This window comes from Geoalkalibacter ferrihydriticus DSM 17813 (assembly GCF_000820505.1).
GTDB classification, from domain to species: Bacteria; Desulfobacterota; Desulfuromonadia; order Desulfuromonadales; family Geoalkalibacteraceae; genus Geoalkalibacter; species Geoalkalibacter ferrihydriticus.
In genome coordinates, this window is the sequence record NZ_JWJD01000007.1 from 179,269 (window position 1) to 200,134 (window position 20,866).

Consider the following 20,866-nt stretch of genomic DNA (forward strand, 5'->3'; position numbering starts at 1 on the left):
CCATTTTTATTCACCCAGGCTGGCGGGCAACCTTCGCCGATGCTAAGCTTCTTGTTTAAGGGAATCGACAAGGATGCTGGAGAAATTTTTTAAATTCTCACTGGTTGGCGTTACGGCAACAGCTATTCATTACCTGGTGCTGGTGGCCCTGGTGGAATCTCTGGCTGTCAATGCAACATTGGCATCGAGCCTAGGGTTTGCGATCAGTTCCGCGGTAAACTACCGGCTGAACTATCGTTTCACCTTCAATAGCAGCAAACGTCACAGCGAGGCCTATATCCGCTTTCTGTGCATCGCCACAGCTGGGCTGGTGCTCAATGCCATTGCGATCGCGATTTTAACAGGACCCCTGGGCTGGTACTATCTACTTGCTCAGGTCATCGCCACCGTCTGCGTACTTTTCTGGAACTTTACGGGGAATCTGCTTTGGACATTCAAAGAGGTTTGACCTCGCCGAGCCATCTCAGTGACAACGCCGGCAACGAAAATCCTGTGTTATCAGTGGTTGTTCCGGCGTTCAACGAAGAAGGCAATCTGCGAAAGCTCTGTGACGAGCTTTTCAGCGTGTTATTGCCTCTGGGGCTGAGTTGGGAAATCATTCTGGTCGACGACGGCAGCACCGACGCAACCTGGGCGGCTATCGAAAACCTGCACCGCGAAGACCGCAGGGTGCGGGGTATTCGCCTGTCGCGCAATTTCGGGCATCAGAACGCGCTGCTTGCAGGCCTGCATTATGCCGGGGGTGAAGCGGTCATCTCAATGGATGCCGATCTCCAGCATCCCCCCGATCTTATCCCCGATATGGTGACGGCCTGGCAGAAGGGTGCCCGCATCGTCCATACCCTGCGGCGCGATTCCCAAGAGCTGCCTTTTTTCAAAAAATGGAGTTCCCGGCTTTACTACCGGATTTTCTCTTTTTTCACCGGGGTCAAACTCGCGCAAGGAATGGCCGATTTCCGGCTTCTCGACCGCCAGGTTCTCCAGCATATCCTGCAGATGCCGGAAGAAAACCCTTTCCTGCGCGGAATTGTCCAATGGGTTGGCTTTCCCAGCGTCTCTCTGGCGTTTAACAGCCGCAAACGCCACAGTGGTCAAACCAAATATACTTTGCGCAAAATGCTTAAATTTGCATGGCAGGGCATCAGTTCGTTCTCCCTGGTGCCACTGCGTATCGCTGTCGTTCTCGGGTTTGCGACCAGCGGTTTCGCCTTCGCTGGTATCGTCTACGCCATTTACAGCAAACTGATTGCCGGCGAAACGGTCTCCGGCTGGGCCTCGACGATCGCAATTGTCTCATTTTTGTTCGGCGTTTTGTTCATCCTCCTGGGTGTCTTGGGTGAATATCTCGGCAGGATACTCATGGAAGTTCGCAAGCGCCCACAATATCTTGTGAGCGAGACCACCACCGGCGGTGCGCTGAGAACCACGGATACCGCAGAACCGGTGCCGTTCAGTGATAGAAAAAGCTCTCATGGTGAAAGCTGATCCGACAAGCGCGCCGTTGCTGATCGTCAATGCCGACGATTTTGGTCTTTCGGAAAAAGTCAACGCAGGTATCAGCCATGCGCATCAAAGAGGGATCGTCACTTCAGCCTCTTTGATGGCCAATGGCCGCGCCTTCGAACACGCGGTCGACCTGGCCAAGGAGATGCCCTCACTTGATATCGGCATCCACCTGACCCTGGTTGGTGAGAAACCCTTGCTGCCTGCCCATGAAGTTTCGAGCCTGCTGAGCGCCGATGGCGCATTTCTTCCCCATGCTGCCGGTTTCCTGACCCGGTTTTGTCGTGGGAAAATCAGGCTCAGTCAGGTTCGGCGCGAACTAAGCGCCCAAATAGAAAAAGTGCGCGCAACCGGTCTGAGATTATCGCATCTCGATAGTCATCAGCATCTGCATGTTCTTCCGGGGATCGCTTCCATCGTCGCGGAGCTTGCGCGCAGGTATCATATTCCGGCCATGCGCCGACCGGTAGAGACGCCCTTGCCGCAAGAGGTTGTGCGGCAACCTCTGCGTGCAGTTCAATGGGGGGTTCTCAAGGCGCTGACGGCGGCCACGTCATCCGCGGGTGTGATCCTGACGCCTGACCGCTTTTTTGGGTTTTTTTGCGGAGGTCGGCTGTCCGTCGTCGACCTCGAATCATTTATTCAACGCCTGCGTCCTGGAGAGGTCGCCGAAATCATGTGCCATCCGGGCCTTGCCGACGTCTCATCGCCTTACCTTAATTGGCATTACGATTGGGTCGGCGAGCTTGATGCCCTGACCAGCCGCGAGGTTGTTGCGGCCGTGCAAAAACGGGGCGTTCGATTGACCGGATTCTCAGCGCTCGTCGACCGCCGTCCCCGGCAAAAAGATGTTTTTTGATGGAATAATCTGACGATGACTTCGATTGTTCGCTGGTATCCGGCTCTGGGCTGTTTGGTTGTGGCCGTCTTGATGGTTTTAGGCCTGCAAACCGCCCATGCGCAGCCTTCGGAAAATCTTTTTGCCAGCCATGGCCCGGGGGAGCGTCAGTCTTGGCAGCCTCACGGTCAGGTTGACGTCGGCGTCGGAGAGGGTGGAGAGGCCATCCGTATTGCCGCCGCCGAACCGAACGACATCCGGCACGGTGTCCTCATCCCCTTGCGCAAGGGGAATTATTATCGATTTTCCGCTTTGGTCCGTACTCAGGGCGTGTCCGGACCGATCGGCGCCAACCTCTCAATTTACGGAACCTACAATCATACGGGCGGCCTGACCGGCAATACGGACTGGACCCTGGTGGAAGAGGTTTTTCGTGCGACCGCGGACGGTCCCCAGCCGTTTGCCCTGCGCCTCGGCTACTGGAATGCATCCAGCCGAGGTGAAGCCTGGTTCAAAGCCGTGCGGGTCGAGGAGCTGCCGGCATGGCATGGGCCCTATCAGCCCATCGCGATCAGCGCCCCCCAATCCCCCGCGTCGACCCTGCCGTTGAGAATGCTTTTTTTCGCGCTGGCCGTTCCTTTCACGCTGTTTTGTCTGGTCTGGGCGCGCAATGACATTCTGCAGGACCCTCCCAGCCTCCAGGGTACAGCGTCGGTGGGAAGGCGATCTCTGCCGTTGATTGCTCTGCTCGGTGCCGCCTTGCTGGTGCGTCTGGCGGCAGCACTTTCGGGTGAGCCGTCGGCTGAAATCGTCACCCTGAAAAACCTGGCTCTTCACTTGGCCGGTGGCTTTAAGCATTTTCCGGCGGTTTTTCAAGAGGGTTTCCCGGCCGGCGTTCCAATATCCTACGGCTATGTCCTCGCGGCGGTGGGCAGCTTCATCCGTGCCCTGAACTATGAAACCGCAATAATTTTTACCTTCCTGCTCAAATCGCCATTGATCGTCGCGGACCTTATTTTAATCGGGTTCTTGTTTTTCTGGCTGCGCCGCAGGGGTTTTTCGAAGGGGGCATGGGTCAGCGCCGGTTTGCTGGCCTTCAATCCCAGCCTGGTTATGGTCTCTGCCTTCTGGGGGCAGCCGGTGTCAATGCAGGCCTGCCTTTGTCTCGCAGCTGTCCTCGCGCTGCTTGACCGGCGCCTGATTCTTGCGGGAATTTTGCTGGGGCTGGCCGCTTCGACCGACCTTTTTTATCTCCTTTTGGTGGTTTTGTTCATAGCCGTTACGATGCGTCTGACCTCCTGGAAGCTCGCTGCCAGAGTCGCTTACGCATGGGCTGCGACCTTTCTCCTCCTGATTTTGCCCCTGATGGCGGGCGGAGCGGTGTTTTCCCCCCTTCAGCCTGGATCGGTTTCGCCGCCGGCCTTCAACCTCTGGGCCGCGTTCGGCTGGGTCGGGCAACCACCTCCCGTATTGTTGCAATTCGCGGCCGCAATCGGAGGCATTGCAATCTGTGCACTGGCGGTCTGGAGATTTGCCCCAAAAAAAACGATGGCGCACACAGAGCAGGAGCACAGAACCCTGCTGCTCTTTTTGATTGTCGCGCAAGCGCTTTTCCTGGCCCTGCCGGGAATGCAGGCGGCACATTTGCTGAGCGCCATGCTTTTCTCGGCAGCCCTCGCGAGCAGGTCGGTCCATTTCCGATGGATGTTTCTTGGACTGAATCTTCTGCTGTTGTTCAATCTGGGGCACGTCTTCTGGCATCACGACTATCTCGGCCAGAGCGGGCCGGGTTTCTCCTGGGCGATTGCGCTGACGGCGGGGTTATTGCTCCTTCACCTGATCCTCCTTCTGCAGCGGCGTTTCCTGGCCCACGGCAAGGGCCGGAAGCGAGATACAGACACGTCCAGGCATCGAGAAGCCCCGACTGTTCACCAGGAGCCATTTCCCATTCGGATTTGGGATATCTTCGCAGTTACCCTGACCACGGTAATCTATTTGGGAGTGCTGCTCCACCATCTGGGAGAACGAGATTTCCCGACCAGCGGCATCACCGTTCAGGGTGACTCGGCAGGCTATGAACTTGATTTCGGCGCCCCACACGTTCTGACCAAAGCTGTATTCTTCGGCGGCGAAATCGCTCCCGAAATCCGCTTTCTGAAACAGCAGGGGGATCGCTGGGTGCCTCTCTGGAGCCGCCGCGACGGGCTGCTCTATTACTTTACCCGGCAGGATTACCGCAAGACCTATAAGAATGCCGAGCGCGAATTTCCTCCCGTCAGTGCAGAAAAATTACGCATCCTCATTTACGGTGACGGCGCCACGGTCAATGAAATCGGCCTCTTCGACGAAAAGGGCGAAACCGTCACCCCGCTTCGAATTGCCGCGCGCTCTGGCGAAACCTATGCCGGAGCGACGCATCCGCTGTTCGACGAGCCGCATAAGACGCACCTGGTCGGAAGCTATCGGACGAGAACCTATTGGGACGAGGTCTTTTACGCCCGCTCCGCCTTCAATCTCGTGCAGAATGAAATTCCCTATGAACGTACCCACCCACCTTTCGGGAAAACGCTGATCGGCCTGGGCATCAAAGCTTTCGACATGACCCCTTTCGGGTGGCGCATCGTCTGTGCCGGTGCCATCGCCCTGCTGCCGGCGCTGCTTTTTGTCGGCGGCCGGCTACTGACCGCAACCCGCCTCGGAGCCTATAGCGCCATGTTGCTCATGGCCGCCGAAGGCATGACATTTACCTTGGGCCGCATGGCCAACATTGACGGATTTCTCGTCCTGTTTGAGACGGCGCTGTTGATCGTTCTGCTGCGCTGGTATCGCGCTTATGAGAAAAATCCGCACAGCACCCATTGGCGCTGGCTGGCTTTAGCGGGAACTTGTTTCGGACTGGCCCTATCCATCAAGTGGAGCGCTCTGTTTCTGGGGTTTGCCATTTTTCTTCTGGTCGCCGTCTGGAAGCTCTCGCGGTTGTGGCGGGTCTTTCATCGAGGGGAAACCCTCTGGGTGGGACGGCCACTGGCAGCCGGCATAGCACGAGACGCTGCTGCCTGGCTGTTCTGGTTTGCCATCTTTCCCCTGGGAATTTACTATTTCTCCCACGCGGATTTCCTGCAATCTCTTCCGCAGCGGCCCAGCGTCCTCTCCACCCAAGGTGTGAGCGCCTTTTGGGAGCAGCAGCAATTCATCCTGGATTTTCACGGCGGCCGTAAAGCTCAGGATTCCCACTCCCTGGCGGCGCCGTTTTATACCTGGCCCTTGCTGCTCAAGCCGGTACAGGGGATCTTTTTCGATGGCAACATGCCCGAGGGGATGCGCTCCGCCATCAGCATGATGGGCAACCCGGTCATCTGGTGGCTCGGGCTGGTGGCCATGTTGGGTTTGGGGTGGCAGGCGTTGAGAGGCAAGGACCCGGGCGCGATCATGCTTGCGGCTGTCTATTTTCTGCAGTTCACTCCCTGGATTCTGGTGCAGCGCCCGACCTTCATCTATGCCTATGCACCGTTTTTGCCGCTTCTGATTCTGGGCTTGGCTTCCGTCATCGCCCGGCCATGGGTGCGCGAACCAGGCCGGCGCGTTTGCGCGGTTTTGCTTTTGCTCACGGCCGCCGCGGCTTTTTTCCTCTTTTATCCGGCGATTTCAGGCTTGCCGGTTGCGCAGGACTATTTTCAATGGCTCCGCTGGTTTCCATCCTGGTCGAAAATCTAGCCGCGCAGGCCTTTTTCTGTACTGTTTGCCTCAGTCATGATATTTTTTGCCTGAAAATTTGTAACTATTCAGCTGCCACGTCCAAAACAGGACCGCAGGGTGCGGCGGTTGAGTGCTGTGGCAAATGTTTGAGCCGCAGGTGAGTTTTTGCCACACGCGATGCCGCCGTACCCTGCGGTACATGCTGAAAGGTTACGAAAACTTAATACTGTCGGCCTGGGTTGCCCTTGACTTGCGCTATTTACCGGTGAGTATTCACGGATGCAGTTATTTTTTCTCGGAGGATTTTGATGGCGCCGCATCTGAAAATCGGACTTGTGGGCTGCGGGGTGGCCCTGGGTCTTCACACGCAGGCGATCGCCCCCCTGGAAGGGGTGCGGATCGTCGGCCTTTGCGATATCGATGCCGGTCGACTACAGGCGGCCGGCCGGCAGTTCTCCGAGGCACAATGCTTTGCCCGGCTTGCCGACATGATCCGCGAGTGCCGCCCGGACGTTGTTCACATCCTTACGCCCCCGAAAACTCATCTGGATCTCGCTCTGGAAGTGATCGACCAGGGTTGTCACGTCCTGGTGGAAAAACCGATGGCCATGACAGTCGCTGAAGCGGACCGGATCATGGTCGCGGCCCGAGAAAAAAATGTTCAGCTCTGCGTCATGCACAACCACCTGTTCGACCCCCATCTTGAGAAGGTCCGCAACTTTATCGAAAAAGGCGGCATCGGCGAAATCATCGGGGTCCATGGCGTCTTTTTCATCGACCGCGGCAAGATGCTCGAGGAAGGGAACGAACAGCCCGATCATTGGATTCACGATCTGCCCCTCGGCATCTTCGGCGAGCACGCCACCCCGCACATGCTCTACCTGGTCTTGTCGTTTCTCGGCCCGGTGGAGCAGGTCAGGGCCCTGAAAAATACCACCGACCTTTCCGGGCGGACAATTCACGGGCTGGAGATTCTGCTTGACGCCGGAAAAAACACCGGCCACATCTCACTTCTCGACAATATGGATTACCCCCAGTTCATGCTGCGGCTTTTCGGGACCCGGGGCGTGGTCCACCTCAATATGTACGATCTCACCTGGACGGTTGAACGGCACCGCAAGCTGCCCAAGACTCTGGCGGCCATGGTCGCGACTGTCGACATGGCCTCTCAAAGCCTGGGGCGTACCGGCGCTAACGTGGCGCGGATTCTGACCCGGAAGCTGACCCGCCGCCCCGGTCACCGCAAACTGATCAGCACGTTCTACGAGGGCATCCGCTCAAATGCGGCGCCGCCGGTGTCCGGTGAGGACGGGCGCGAGGTGGTGCGGGTTCTCGAGATGATTGAGAGGGAGTGCCTGTGAAGCTGATCGTACAGATTCCCTGCTTCAACGAGGAGCAGACCCTGCCCGAGACCGTCGCCGACATTCCGCGCTCCATCGCGGGGATCTCGGCCGTGGAGATCCTGGTAATCGACGACGGCAGCACCGATCAAACGGTTCAGGTCGCCCGCGACGCCGGAGTGGACCACATCATCCAGAACCGCTGCAACATGGGGCTCGCCCGCTCCTTCCAGAAGGGACTTGACGCCTGCCTGCAACGCGGGGCCGATATCATCGTCAACACCGATGGCGACAACCAGTACTGCGGCGCGGACATCCCCAAGCTGATCGCCCCAATTCTTGAAGGCCGGGCCGACCTGGTCATAGGCAACCGGCAGACCGACAGCATCCCTCACTTCAGCGCCAACAAGAAACGCCTGCAGAAGCTCGGTAGCTTTATCGTGCGGCGCGTCTCGGGCACGGAAGTCGCCGACGCGGTCAGCGGCTTTCGGGCCATGACGCGCGAGACCGCGCTTCGCCTGAACGTCGTCTCGTCCTTCTCCTACACCATCGAGACGGTGATCCAGGCCGGGAAGAAAAACATCGCTATCGCCTCCGTTCCCGTTCGCACCAATCCGAAAACCCGTGAGTCCCGCCTTTACAAGGGGCTGCCCCGCTTCCTGGAGCGCTCGGTCACCACCATGGTGCGCATCTACACCATGTACCAGCCGCTGCGCTTTTTTTCCTATCTGGGCCTGATCTGCATCGGGACCGGCCTGATTCCCTCGGTCCGCTTTCTGTTCTACTACCTGGCCGGGCAGGGGGAAGGTCATGTCCAGTCCCTGATTCTTGCTGCCATACTGTTCATCATGGGCTTCCAGTTTCTGGTCGCGGCCATGATCACCGACGTCGTCTCGCGCAACCGCCAGCTCCTCGAGGAAACTCTGATGCGCGTCCGCCGCATGGAGATTGACCGCGGGAAGGATCACAACGGGCAGTGACGGAAGACACCCCCCTGAAAATCGCCCTGGTGGGCCCGACCTATCCCTTTCGCGGCGGGATTTCCCATTACACCACCCTGCTTTACCGGCACCTGCGCCGGCGCCACGCGGTCGATTTTTTCGCCTTCAGCCGCCAGTACCCCCGCTGGCTTTTTCCCGGCACGACCGATCGCGACACCAGCGGTGCGGCTCTGCGCGAGCCGGGATCGCAGCCGGTGCTCGATTCCCTCAATCCCCTCTCCTGGTTCAAGGTCGCCCGGATGATCGCCGCGGGCGACTACGATGTGCTGATCATTCCCTGGTGGGTCGCTTTTTGGGCGCCGCAGTTCTGGACCATTGCGCGCTGGACCCGGCGCTTCAGCGGCACCCGCGTTCTGTTTCTGTGCCACAACGTCGTCGCCCATGAAACCAGCCCCCTGAGTGCAGCTTTGACCCGAAGTGTTCTGAGGCAGGGGGATTGCTTTCTGGTCCATTCCGGCACCGACGAACAGAATCTCCAGGCGATTCGGCCGCAGGCGCCGGTGCGTCGCTGCTTTCATCCGACCTACGACGTCTTCGATGCGGATATGCCCCAGGCCGACGATCTGCGCCGGCAACTCGGGCTTTCCGGCCGGGTTCTGCTTTTTTTCGGCTTCGTGCGCGAATACAAAGGGCTCAAAGTCCTGCTGCAGGCGCTGCCGGAGGTGGCGGCGAAGATGGACGTGACCCTGCTCGTGGTGGGAGAGTTCTGGAAGGATAAGCAGGACTATCTGGACGAGATCGCCCGCCTGGGCCTGTCCGAACGGGTCATGATCATCGACCGGTATATTCCCAACGAAGAGGTCAACGCCTATTTTTCCTCCGCCGACCTGGTGGTGCAGCCCTATCTTTCCGCCACGGGAAGCGGCGTGGTGCAGACCGCCTTCGGCTTCGGCAAACCGGTTGTGGCCACCCGCGTCGGGAGCCTGCCTGAAGTGATCAGCGACGGACAGACTGGGTATCTCGTGCCGCCGGCTGATCCCGGGGCTCTGGCCGCTGCGATCCTGCGCTTTTTCGAGGAAGAGCGCGGCGCGGCGTTTTCCGCACAAATTCTGGCCGAGAAGGAGCGTTTTTCCTGGGACCATCTGGTTGCGGCCATCGAAGAGCTGGCGCGGAGCGAGCCGTGACGCCGGTGCGGAAAATCCTGGTCACCGGCGCCGCCGGCTTTATCGGACAGCATCTGGTTAAGCTGCTTCTGGATGAAGGGCAGAGCGTTGTGGCGGTCGTGCGCGACGCCACACGCCTCAAAAACTTCTCAGGCCTGCCGCGCCTGGAGATTCTCGCCGGCGACCTGGAAGAGCCGGAAACAATCGGGCGACTGCCTGAAAACGTGGACGGCGTCGTCCACCTCGCCGCCCTGCTCGGGGATTCAGGCCGGGATGAAGCGCAGATGATCGCCGCCAACGTCACATCCACCGAACGCCTGCTTGCCTGGTTCTCCCAATCGCCGGCCCGCGGTTTTGTGCTCCTCAGCACCCCCGGCGTGCAGGGACTGGGGCATCGTGAGGCCCCAGAGAGCGCCCCCTGCAATCCCCATGGGGTCTACGAACGGACCAAGATGCACGCCGAACAGGTCATCCGCTCTCACCCCTTTCGCGGCGACCAGCGCTGGACCATCCTTCGTCCCGATTTCGTCTACGGGCCCGGAGATCTCCGGCGCATCCGCCTCTACCGCCAGATCGCCCGACGCCACTGGGTGCGCATCGGTTCCGGGACCGCCGTGGTGCGTCCCACGTATGTCTCCGATGTCTGTCGGGCCATTGCGAGCTGTCTGTATCATCCGCGGGCCGCCAACGAGACCTTCAACATCGCGGGTCCTGAGCTTTTGACCATCGACCAGTACGTGGACACCATCGCCGACCTGCTCGGGGTGAAGCTTTGGCCCCTGCGCCTGCCGACGCCCCTGTTTCACGCCGCGGCGCCGCTTCTGGCCTGGTCTGCCCGGCGCAGCGGCAAGACGCCGCTGTTCACTCGCAGCCAGGTGGATTTTCTGACCTGCGATCATGGAACCTGCATCCGCCACATCCAGGCGATGCTGGGGTTTGAACCGCAGGTTGCTTTCCGGGAAGGCATGGCGCGGACCCTCGCCTGGGCGCGGCGGGCCGGTCATCTGCCGACGGGCGGAGGGGCCTGAGATGGGGCGTGGAATCCTCTTTGTCCTGTTCAGCCGGGCTCTTTTTATTCTCGGGGGCTACATCATTCACGTGTACGCCGGCCGGGTTTTGTCTCCCTCTCTTTACGGCACCTTCGGCGTCGTCCTGGCCGTGATGACGCTGAGCGCGGTTTTTCTGAACAACGGGGTACGCCAGACGGTTTCCAGACATATCTCCCGGCGCCCGGAGGCGACCGGGAGCATCTACCGCAAGGGCCTGGCCCTGCAGGCGGGGCTGGCCGGCCTGCTTGGGCTGCTGGTGTTTTTCGGCGCAGAGCCCCTGGCCAGGGCTTTCGCCGACCCCGCTCTGGTGGTTCCTCTGCGCATTTGCCTCGGTGTGATCCTCGTGCAGAGTCTCTTCCACGTCCAGATTGGGGCCCTGAACGGGCAGAAGGCCTTCTTCCGGGAAAATCTCATCGGCAGCCTTTATGGGCTGGCGAAACCGTTGGCGACGGTTCTGCTCATTGCCGCGGGGTTCGGCGTCAGCGGCGCGGTGGCTGGGTTTTTTCTGGCGGGCCTGCTTGCCGCGGCGGCAGGAGGCTGGCTCATGCGTCGGGCATCGACTGCAGCACCGGCGGAGATCAAAATTCGCGACCTGCTGCGCGGCTCGCTGCTGGGCATTGTGATTTTCGGGGCCCTGAGCGTCCTGCTGCACGCCGACCTGCTGTTTGTCAAATATTTCGTCAGAGAAGGTCTCGAGGCTGGCTACTACACGGCGGCAGCCGCTTTTTCCAAACCGGCCTACTGGGTGCTGTTCTCCCTCGGAACGGTCCTGCTGCCGCTGCTCTCTTCGGGTTTTGCGGCGGGAGATCTGGACCAGTGCCGGCGCCACCTCGGCCAGGCGTTCCGCTTCTCGACCCTGCTCGTTCTGCCCGCCGTCGTGCTGATCGCCGCTACGGCCGAAGAGTTCATCGTTTTCTTTTACGGTTCCGCTTATGCTCCGGCAGGCCAGCCCCTGGCCATCTTGACGGTCGGCATCTATCTGTTGGGGGTGACCAGCCTTTTGGTCAATGCCCTGCTGGCCATGGGTCATGAGCGGCTCCTGGCCTGGCTGGGCCTTGGCGCCATTGCGACCGATCTGATTCTGAACGCGGCTCTTGTCCCGCGACTGGGCATGTCGGGCGCAGCTCTGGCCACCAGCTTGTGTGCCCTTGGCTTTCTTGGCGTCAGCGCGACCATGCTGGCACGAAAGATCCGTTTCCGTTTCCGATTTTTGAGCTGGGTCCGGCTGGGAATTCTTTGCCTGGCCCTTATTGTCGGCGCCCGCTCCGGCCTTTTGAGCGATTTCCCTTTGCTCCTGCGTTACGGGTTGCTGTATTCTGCGTTCTTGGTCGCGCTGGTCATGATCCGCGAGATCGGCAAAGAGGACTGGCAGGCGGCGCGGCGCCTGATCGGTCTGCAACCCGACCCGAAGCCGAAATAACCTGCATGAACGCTAAAGACTACCTTCGCTATATCCTTCCCAAGACTATCGCCTACCACGCGGTTCGGCGCGGGCTGATTCCGCCGGTCACGCCCATGACGCTGACCTTTTCGATCACGGCGGCCTGCCAGTCGCTGTGCCGAACCTGCAATATCGGCCAGAAGTTCCGCGAAGATCCCGGCCGCCGCGAACGGGATCTGACCCTGGAGGAGATCGAACGGATCTTCCGCCGGGTCGGCCGGGTCTATTTCTTCAACATCAGCGGCGGCGAGCCTTTTCTGCGCAAAGATCTGCCGCAGATCATCGAACTGGCCTGCCGTCATCTGCGCCCGCGCATCATCCACACGCCGACCAACGCCATCGACTCTGAGCAGGTCCGCGATCTGACCCGCGAATCCCTCGCCGTGATCCGCCGCTACGATCCGCAGGTGCCCTTCACCGTTAAGCCCTCCATCGACGGAGTCGGCGAACGCCACGATGCGATCCGGGGAGCGCCGGGAAATTTCGCCGCCCTTCAGCGCACCATCGCCGACCTCAAGGTGATCGAGGCCGAAGATCCGCACTTTCACCTGGAACTCGGAACGGTGATCTCTAATTTCAACGCCGAACACCTGTCCGAGATCGAAGAATTCGTTCACGCCCAGGGGATTCAGAGCTACCGCAACGAGATCGCTGAACAGCGGGCGGAATTTTTCAACCAGAACGATCCGATCACCCCCGACGCGGCCACCTACGAGAAACTGGTCATGCAATTCGCCGAAAAAATCCGCCGCCACACGAGAGGCAAGCACCGCCTGACCCGAGTCAGCGAATCCCTGCGGCTCGCCTACTACGAACTGGCGGTGCGCATCATGCGCGAACAAAGGCAGGTGGTTCCGTGCTACGCGGGGATCTCCAATGTCCACATAAATTTCGACGGCGGGGTGTGGCCCTGTTGCGTACTGGGGTATGGCCAGGAGATGGGAAGCCTTCGCGACAGCGACTACGATTTCCAGAAGGTCTGGCATTCGGACAGGGCGCGGGACGTCCGTAAGTTCATTGGGGCGAAAAAATGCGCCTGCCCCCTGGCGAACCAAGCCTATTCCAACATCCTGTGTAGCCCGGCCTATCTGTTCCGGGCGCTTCGCAACCTTCTCGAAAGCTGATGATGAACCGGCATAATGCGGACAAGCAATCTTCTGCGAAGGACTTTCGGCGCGAATGGGCGGCGCGGGGATTCCTGATCTTGACTGGAGTTGCCCTTCTGGCGAGCGGACTGTTCAGCGATCTCGGCTGGCTCGCTGAAAGGGGCATCGCCCCCTTCGATCCCCGCCACCCGGCGCATGAGCGCTATATGGCGTTCTTCCCGGGGCTGCTGATAATCACCGGGGTGCTGAGCCTGATTCTGGGGACATGGCGGTATCCTCTGTTTGCGCTGCAGCGCCTGGCGGTTGAATCCCCGCGCAAGGCCCTGGGCGGACTGCTGCTCCTTTTTCTGGTGATCGCCGGATGGATCGCCCACGGGCCGTTTCGCAACTATCCCTTCTGCATGGACGAATATAACTTTTTCTACCAGGCGCAGATCTTCAACGAGGGACGGCTCTTTCTGGAGTTTCCCGAAAAGTTTTCCATTTTCACCGAGCAGTACGTCATTTTTGACGAAGGGCGGCTTTTTTCCAAATACGCGCCCGGTTTTCCACTGCTGCTGGCCATCGGGGTTCTCTTCGGTCTTCCCGGCTGGGTCAATCCGCTCCTCGCCTTGGCCACCCTTGTCGTTCTCTATTGCTTCATAACCACATTCATTGACCGCAAAACCGCGCTACCGGCCGTCGTCCTGATGGCCTCCACGCCCTATTTTCTTGGCTATTCGGCCTCCTATTTCTCCCAGCCCCTAGCGCTGCTGCTGACCGCTCTCGGTTTCTATTTTCTGCGCCAGTTCCAATTGACGGAGCAGACACGCTACCTGATTCTCTGCGGTCTGGCGGCCGGCTATGCCGCCATGACCCGGCCATTGGACGCTTTCTGCCTGATGGTGCCGGCGGGATTCTATCTGCTGGTGATTCTCTACCGGAAAAAACAACTGCCCAGGGTGGTGTACCCGCTTGCGGCCTTCAGCCTGCTGTTCGGGATCTTTCTGACCTACAACTACCTTCTGACGGGGCGCATCAGCATTGCCACCTATCCGATCGTCGAAGGGGAATTCAAGGTGGTGGACAGGCAGGCGACCAGCTTCATCGAAAATCTGCTGGGCATCGCGGAATTCTACTGGATAAACGCAAAAGAGAGCCTGCCGCCGCTGTTCGGAAAACACTTTCTTCTCCCGACGGCGATCCTGACGCCTCTTTTCGCGCTGGTAGGAGTTTTTCGCTGGAAATCGGGGTGGAAATGGGTTCTGCTGGCCAATTTCGCGCTGCTGGTGCTGCTCTACAATTTTCACCCGGGGACGGGCTGGCCGCAGTACGGTGCGCGCTACTACTATTCAGGATATTTCGCTGTCGTCGTGCTGGCGGTCTGCGGGCTGCGGGGGATTCTCAATCGGATCGGCACTTCCGCCGCGGTATATGCGTTCGCGGCGATGCTGCTGCTCCACGGCGCCTTCTCGGCCACCGCCATCTGGCAATATGAACACCGGTTCGAGGTGGTGATGGATATCTGGCAGGACATCGAGCGGGCTTGCCCGGGCGAGCAGACGTTGGTCCTCCTCGACAAGCGCTCCTCCCTCTACCGCTCGCCCAAACTCGCCGCCGTCCGATTCGTCGACCTTAGCGACTTCCATCGCAATCCGTTCATGGACCCATCACGGCTGCACCTGAAACATTTCAGACGCTTGAATCCGCGGGAGGTCAGGGAGAACTTCCCGGATCATACGCCCTGTATTTACCGGTATGACATCCTGCGCGAGTAAAAACAACCTCGCCTCACCCAACGTCTGTCGCAAAAGGTCACCGAGCGTACGTCAAATACCGAAATAGAGTCAGGCGTTAAATGGATCCGTTTATTGTTGCTTGTTTGATGTTCTCGGCCAACCTTGAGAAAAAATGTCGTATCTCTGCAATAATGGGCCGTGGCGACCGATATCCAATCTGATTGTGAAAAAAAACCAAAAGCATGAAGTATGGTTAATTTTTTGCAGATAGATATCTCGAACCTCCTGCATCACACTTTTTCGTACATTTCTTCAACAAGGAGATGCCCGCCATGAGCTATTTTGACTTCGTCGAGATTAAAAAAAATGACCCGAGGATTGCCGACGTCTTCAAATTGCGGTACAAGGTGTACGTTGAAGAGTGGGGGTTTGAGCGCGCCGAAGACCATCCCTTGGGGATTGAAACCGACGAGTATGATCAGCAGGCGATTCATATCGCCGCCATTCGCCGCGAAACAGGCGCGATTATCGGCACGGCGCGACTCATCCCGTGCTCGGATATGAAATTTCCCATTGAAAAGAACATGCAGATGGATCGCGACGTCCAAGGTGAATTGCGGATAAAAACCTGCGAAATATCGCGGCTCGCCGTCAGCAAGGATTATCGGCGGCGTGCCGGCGACAATATGATATATAACGGCGAAGTGTTTTCCGCTCAAGGGATGTCCATTCCTGAAGACGAACGCCGCAGCGGCGAAAATGACATTGTGTTGGGGCTTATCCGTAAAATTTGCGAATTCAGCGGGCGCGAAGGATTTACCCATTGGTATGTGGGTATGGCCAAAGGGCTTTATATTCTTCTCAAGCGAAGAAAGATGAATTTTACGCCCATCGGACCAGAAATAGACTATCATGGCCTGCGCCGGCCCTACTTCGGTCGCGTCGATGAAATCGTCGCGGGCAATGAGGATTTTTCGACAATTTATCATCAAGCTGAATCCTTATCCGTTGGGCGCGCGCAGGAGCTGTCGGTTGCAATTTGATACATGGGAGACCAATGGCGGCACAGGAAAAAGGCACAATTCTTATTGTCGACGATGAACCCAACGCTCTCAAAGTTCTGGCCGCCATCATGGGCGAGGAGGGTTATCGCGTTGTAACAGCCGGATCCGTGGAAGCAGCCTTGCCCCGGTTCAAGGAGATTGACTTCGACGCGGTGATAACCGACATGAAAATGCCGGGTCTCAGCGGCATGGACTTGTTCGGCATTCTCGCAAACGAACACCCTGATATCCCGGTCATCTTTCTGACCGCATACGGCTCCGTCGAGTCGGCCGTTGAGGCCATGACGCGCGGGGCCTTCTATTACTTCATCAAGCCACCCGATTATCTCAACCTTAAAGGCATTCTCAGCCGAGCCGTCGAACAGCGGCGCCTCAAGCGCGAGCTGTTTGAACTCAAAAAACGTCTCAACGACGAACGCAAGGAATTTCGCCTGATCGGCAGCGATCCGGAAGTGCGTAAAATCCTGGATATAGTCGATGCGGTACGCGATTCGGAGAGCAGTGTGCTCATCTGCGGCGAAACCGGAACCGGCAAGGAGATGATCGCACGTTCCTTACATTGCGGTGGAACCTGGGCTAAAAAAAATTTTGTTGCCGTCAATTGTGCCGCCATCCCCCGTGAACTGATTGAATCCGAACTGTTCGGGTACGAAAAGGGCGCCTTTACCGGAGCATCCGCCCGGCGCATCGGCCGGGTTGAGCAGGCGGCGGGCGGCACGCTGTTTCTTGATGAGATTGGCGAACTCGACCTTTCCGTGCAGGCCAAGCTCTTGCGCGTTCTGCAGGAAAAGGAAATCGAGCGGCTTGGAAGCAACGAAAAAATCAGTGTTCATTTCCGCCTGGTGTCTTCCACCAACCGCGATCTGCTCGCGGAAATTAAAATGGGACGTTTCCGACAGGATCTTTATTATCGGCTCAACGTTGTTCAGGTAACCGTGCCTCCACTGCGCGAGCGGCGCCCGGACATTCCCTTGCTGGTCGCCGAATTTCTTAGGGAGTTTTGCGCCAGAGAGGGCAAGGTTCTCAGTGTGTCCGATGAGGCTATGGACATCATGCAGTCCTATGCCTGGCCCGGAAACATCCGTCAGTTGCGCAATGTCGTCGAGCGCGCCGTGGTCCTGGCCCGTGGCCAGGAAATTGGTCCTCGCGCACTTCCGGCGGAACTTTTGGGAGCCAACGACAATTCAATTCCAAGCGGTGCCGTGAAAACCATGCGCGAAAGAGAGTTGGCTGCCGTCAAGGAAGCCCTTGAACGATGTGCGGGCAACAAGTCGGAAGCCGCCCGCAGCCTCGGAATCTCGCGCAAGGCGCTTTACAAGAGACTCAACGACTATGGACTATCCTGAAAGTCCCTTTCCCGTCCCGACCCGTCGATGTATATCGGCGGGTTTTTTTATCCACTGTAAACTGTTCAGCATCCACCACCGGTCGCGGTTGCATTGCAGCCGAATCCTTGCCCTTCAGCCGGATTTTTGCGAGTGTGTCTAATGGATACACCGATATCCACGGAAAAATAATGCCTTAGCTAGGGTGTTTCGTTCGGATACAGCAGTCGGTCTGGAATTGTGTCGCCAACGGATACATGTTGTGCCGTGTTTTGTGTGGAATTTTGTAGATAAGAGTAAATTCAATAGGTTGAGTTTTCGGCATTGTTGTTGCTCTATGGCTCTCGTGTCTCTCCTGCCTCACTGAGAGAGACGGAACTTTCGGGAGCTTGTTACTGTGGCAAAAAAGAAAATTCTCGTTCTTGACGACAAACATTTTTCCCGGGTTTGCAGCGCCATTCTCGAACGGGAAGGATTTGTCCCGGTCATTCCAGAATCTGATAAGTTTTTTGATACAATTCACCGCTGGACCGATTATGGGCTGGTCGTCGCGAGTTATCCCATTGCGGAAAAATTTGTTGAAAAAATCCAACACACGGGTACGCCGGTGATCGTTCTCAGCGACTTCGTCAATCACGAAATCCTTGAAAGCCTTAAACAGTTCGAAATTTGTCGGTGCCTCATCAAACCTTTGGATTTTGAAAATTTTATCGGAATTGTTGGAGAGATGCTCGATGACGGAATTTCAATACGGGGAGGATACAGCCTTGCTTAGAAGAATCATTGTGCTGCTATTGGTCGGTTTTTTTCTGTATGGTTGCGGAAGTAAGACCAAAGAAGAAATGCTGCAGGAAGGCATTAAGCTCACAGAAGAGGGAAATGTTACCGGGGGCGTCATCCTCTTTCGTAATGCCTTGGAAAAAGATCCGAATTTCGTTGAGGCTCGTTTTCATCTGGCCAAGGGATATATCGATCTCGAAAGGTATCCTCAGGCCGAAAGAGAATTGCAGAAAGTCAAGCTGCAAGATCCTTCCAACACCCGCATCGATGTGTTCCTTGCCAAAGCCTATATTGAAACCGACCGGCCTGACGAAGCTCTTGAGCAGGTCGAGACCTATCTCGCCTCTCATCCCCCTACGGCAGAAGCGCTGGTTATTCAAGGTCGTGCCTATCTGGTGAAAAAAGATTTCCCTCAAAGTATGGAGGCTTTCCGCAGCGCCAAAGAGATCGATCCGCAGACTCTTGACGCTTATCTCGGCATGGCGTCGGTGTATCTAGCCGAAGGTCATATAGAATCTGCTCTTCCCGTCCTGGAAACAGCCGCCGAACTTCACCCATCCGACAAACGAGCGCTTTTGTTGATTGCCAGGATTGTCATGGCCAGGGGGCAGCTTGACGAAGGCCTGGAAATTTGGAAAAAAGTTCTGGCCATTGACTCGCGCGACATCGACGCCCTTTATCAGGTCGGACTTCTCACCATAAATAGCGGCGACCTCGATGAGGGATCGAAATTTGCCGAAGATCTCATCCGCATTCATCCCAATCGTCCCGAAGGCTTTCAGCTTCGCGGCCTGATTCTCTACGAGAAACAAGAATGGGAAAATGCTGCCGATGCCTTTCAGCGCTCCCTTTCCCATGGCGGCAATTTGCAAAGCCATTATTTTCTCGGTCTTTGTCAATACCGCCAGGGTCGATATGAGGTGGCGCTCAGCGAATTCAATCGCGCCCTGGACATAGACCCCGATTTTACTCCGGCGCGCATGATGCTCGCTTCGACCTTGTTGGTGCAAAATCGTCTTGACGATGCGATTTTTCAGGGGCAGACCGCTGTGGCCAGCGATCCGCGCAATGCCTGGGCGCACAATGTGCTGGGGACGGCTCTGCTCATGAAGGGCCGGTATGAAGAGGGTATGGCCAGTTTGGAACTTGCCACCCAACTCGATCCAGGACTGGCCACGGTTCATCTGAAAAAAGGCGCTGTCAGTCTTGGCATGGGCGATATCCAGCGTGCGGAATCCGCCATGCTCGATGCGGTTCAAGCAAATCCCGATGCCCTGGAAAGTCGTCTTTCCCTGGCGCTGTTTTATGTCCGCCAGGGCCAATCGGACAAGGCGATTGCCTCGCTGCAGGAGGGCTTGGCAAATAATGAGCAGGATGCCTTTATCTATTACCAACTGGCCAACCTGTATTTTCGCCAGGAACGGTTTGACGATGGCGCTGAGGCTCTTGAACAGGCGAAATCGGCCAAGCCTGACTTTCTCGCCCCTTATTTTTCTCTGGGCGTGTTCCACTTGGCCAAGGCTGAGCCTGAAAAAGCTGTTGAAGAATATAAGGGCATTCTGAAACATGCCCCAGATAACTTCCAGGCTCTGACCCTTCTGGCTAATTCCCAGGACCAGATGGGCAACCGTCAAGAAGCCATTGCAACCTTTAAGAAAGCCGTGGATGTCGATCCGGTTCGCGGCACCTTGGTTTACGCCTACAACCTTATTCGGCGCGGTGAAAACCCCAAGGCACTCAGGGTGGTGAGCGAAGGTCTGGGCAAAGCGCCGAATGCTCCGCTTCTTCTGGAAATGCGCGGCAAGATTCATGCTGAACAAAGAGATTATCCCGCGGCCATTGCCGATTTCCGCAATCTTTCCCAAACATCTCCCGATAAGGGCCTGCCTCTTCTTGCGCAAACTCTGGTTGCATCCGGGCAGAACGATGAGGCTGTAGCTCTGGGCCTTAACCTGATCAGCAGCAATCCCGAGGCCCCTTTTGGTTATCTGCTGCTCAGTGCCATTCACAACGCAAGCGATAATAGCGACAAGGCCTACGCGGTTCTTGACGAAGGGCTGCCTAAGGTCAATGACCCTCGGCCCCTCTCCATGAATAAGGCGGGACTGCTGCGCGGACAGGGGAAAAACGCCCAGGCCCTTGAGGTTTACGGGAATGTTCTCAAAGACCATGAAGACTTTTTCCCGGCCGTTTACGGGAAAGCGTCCATTCACCATCAGCAGGGCGAATATGCCGAGGCTTCGCGTCTTTACCGACAAGCTGTTGAACTCAACCCTAATTTTGTGCCCGCACTAAACGACTTGGCTTATCTACTCACCGGCCAGAATCAAGTTAAGGATGGTCTTGATTTCGCGATGCGCGCTTTCCGGTTGGCTCCTACGGATCCGGCGATCATGGACACCCTGGGTTATGCCCTTTACCGCGACGGCCAATCTGATCGCGCCTTGGGTCTGCTTGAATCCGCGGCGCAAAGTCTGCCCGACAATCCCACTGTGCTCTATCATCTCGCGCTCGTATATCACGACTTGGGGAGATCCGGGCAAGCCCTGCAGACACTTGAATCGTCCCTTGCCAAAGGTGATTTCCCCGAAAAAAAACAGGCTCGCGAACTGCTTAACAATTTGAACGGGGCGCAGTGAGGTTGTCCATGAGCAAGTCGCTGGTGATACTTTTGCTGATTGATCTGGTGCTGGCCGCCAACGCTCTTGTTGCTGCGACTCTGATGCGCCTGGGGAATCTAAGCGGCACCTCCGAGCACGCTTTCGGCTGGCCTCATGTTGTTGTCTTTGCTCTGGTTTTGATGCTCTGCGGGTTTTTTGTCGAACTCTACAATCATGAGCGTGAACTCAGTAAAACTGAAATTGCGGTGCGCATCAGTATCTCCATCACCCTCGGCTTCTTT

The 20,866-nt window shown here is 57.4% G+C and carries 15 protein-coding genes and 1 pseudogene; all 16 read left to right on the forward strand.

The genetic code is table 11. The annotated features are described in order from the left end of the window. Positions 1–73 precede the first annotated feature (73 nt). Positions 74–448: a GtrA family protein gene (locus tag GFER_RS14865; protein WP_040100670.1), complete on the forward strand. Its 375-nt coding sequence runs from the start codon at positions 74–76 to the stop codon at positions 446–448. After that, positions 427–1,485: a glycosyltransferase family 2 protein gene (locus GFER_RS14870; protein WP_161807418.1), complete on the forward strand. Its 1,059-nt coding sequence runs from the start codon at positions 427–429 to the stop codon at positions 1,483–1,485. The genes GFER_RS14865 and GFER_RS14870 overlap by 22 nt, the downstream gene beginning before the upstream one ends. Continuing rightward, positions 1,454–2,362 carry a carbohydrate deacetylase gene (locus GFER_RS14875; protein ID WP_139172197.1) on the forward strand — a complete coding sequence of 303 codons (909 nt, stop codon included), beginning with the start codon at positions 1,454–1,456 and terminating at the stop codon, positions 2,360–2,362. Before GFER_RS14870 ends, GFER_RS14875 begins: the two co-directional genes overlap by 32 nt. A gap of 15 nt (positions 2,363–2,377) precedes the next feature. Beyond that, positions 2,378–6,055 carry a phospholipid carrier-dependent glycosyltransferase gene (locus GFER_RS14880; protein ID WP_040100672.1) on the forward strand — a complete coding sequence of 1,226 codons (3,678 nt, stop codon included), beginning with the start codon at positions 2,378–2,380 and terminating at the stop codon, positions 6,053–6,055. 290 nt (positions 6,056–6,345) lie between these two features. After that, complete coding sequence (locus tag GFER_RS14885) at positions 6,346–7,398, forward strand: Gfo/Idh/MocA family protein (RefSeq protein ID WP_040100674.1); 1,053 nt, start codon at positions 6,346–6,348, stop codon at positions 7,396–7,398. Beyond that, positions 7,395–8,357 carry a glycosyltransferase family 2 protein gene (locus GFER_RS14890; RefSeq protein ID WP_040100675.1) on the forward strand — a complete coding sequence of 321 codons (963 nt, stop codon included), beginning with the start codon at positions 7,395–7,397 and terminating at the stop codon, positions 8,355–8,357. The genes GFER_RS14885 and GFER_RS14890 overlap by 4 nt, the downstream gene beginning before the upstream one ends. Beyond that, positions 8,354–9,502, forward strand: coding sequence for a glycosyltransferase (locus GFER_RS14895; protein ID WP_082048113.1), 1,149 nt, complete (start codon positions 8,354–8,356; stop codon positions 9,500–9,502). The genes GFER_RS14890 and GFER_RS14895 overlap by 4 nt, the downstream gene beginning before the upstream one ends. Then, positions 9,499–10,509: an NAD-dependent epimerase/dehydratase family protein gene (locus tag GFER_RS14900; protein ID WP_040100676.1), complete on the forward strand. Its 1,011-nt coding sequence runs from the start codon at positions 9,499–9,501 to the stop codon at positions 10,507–10,509. Before GFER_RS14895 ends, GFER_RS14900 begins: the two co-directional genes overlap by 4 nt. A 1-nt stretch (position 10,510) precedes the next feature. Continuing rightward, complete coding sequence (locus GFER_RS14905) at positions 10,511–11,950, forward strand: lipopolysaccharide biosynthesis protein (RefSeq protein ID WP_040100677.1); 1,440 nt, start codon at positions 10,511–10,513, stop codon at positions 11,948–11,950. Between the two features lie 5 nt (positions 11,951–11,955). After that, positions 11,956–13,095, forward strand: coding sequence for a radical SAM protein (locus tag GFER_RS14910; protein ID WP_040100679.1), 1,140 nt, complete (start codon positions 11,956–11,958; stop codon positions 13,093–13,095). 80 nt (positions 13,096–13,175) lie between these two features. Beyond that, entirely contained in the window at positions 13,176–14,834 is a 1,659-nt protein-coding gene (locus GFER_RS14915) for an ArnT family glycosyltransferase (protein WP_161807419.1), read from the forward strand. A gap of 293 nt (positions 14,835–15,127) precedes the next feature. Then, on the forward strand, positions 15,128–15,838 hold the full coding sequence (locus GFER_RS14920) for a PEP-CTERM/exosortase system-associated acyltransferase (protein ID WP_052446466.1): 711 nt from the start codon (positions 15,128–15,130) through the stop codon (positions 15,836–15,838). A 14-nt stretch (positions 15,839–15,852) separates the two neighbouring features. Continuing rightward, complete coding sequence (locus GFER_RS14925) at positions 15,853–17,205, forward strand: sigma-54-dependent transcriptional regulator (RefSeq protein ID WP_040100683.1); 1,353 nt, start codon at positions 15,853–15,855, stop codon at positions 17,203–17,205. A gap of 376 nt (positions 17,206–17,581) precedes the next feature. Further along, a complete protein-coding gene (locus tag GFER_RS14930; protein WP_040100685.1) occupies positions 17,582–17,959 on the forward strand; it encodes a DNA-binding transcriptional response regulator in 378 nt (125 codons plus the stop codon). Continuing rightward, complete coding sequence (gene prsT, locus GFER_RS14935) at positions 17,952–20,603, forward strand: XrtA/PEP-CTERM system TPR-repeat protein PrsT (protein ID WP_074669611.1); 2,652 nt, start codon at positions 17,952–17,954, stop codon at positions 20,601–20,603. Before GFER_RS14930 ends, prsT begins: the two co-directional genes overlap by 8 nt. Before the next feature lie 8 nt (positions 20,604–20,611). Then, a pseudogene (locus GFER_RS14940) lies at positions 20,612–20,866 on the forward strand (hypothetical protein); the annotation flags it as partial.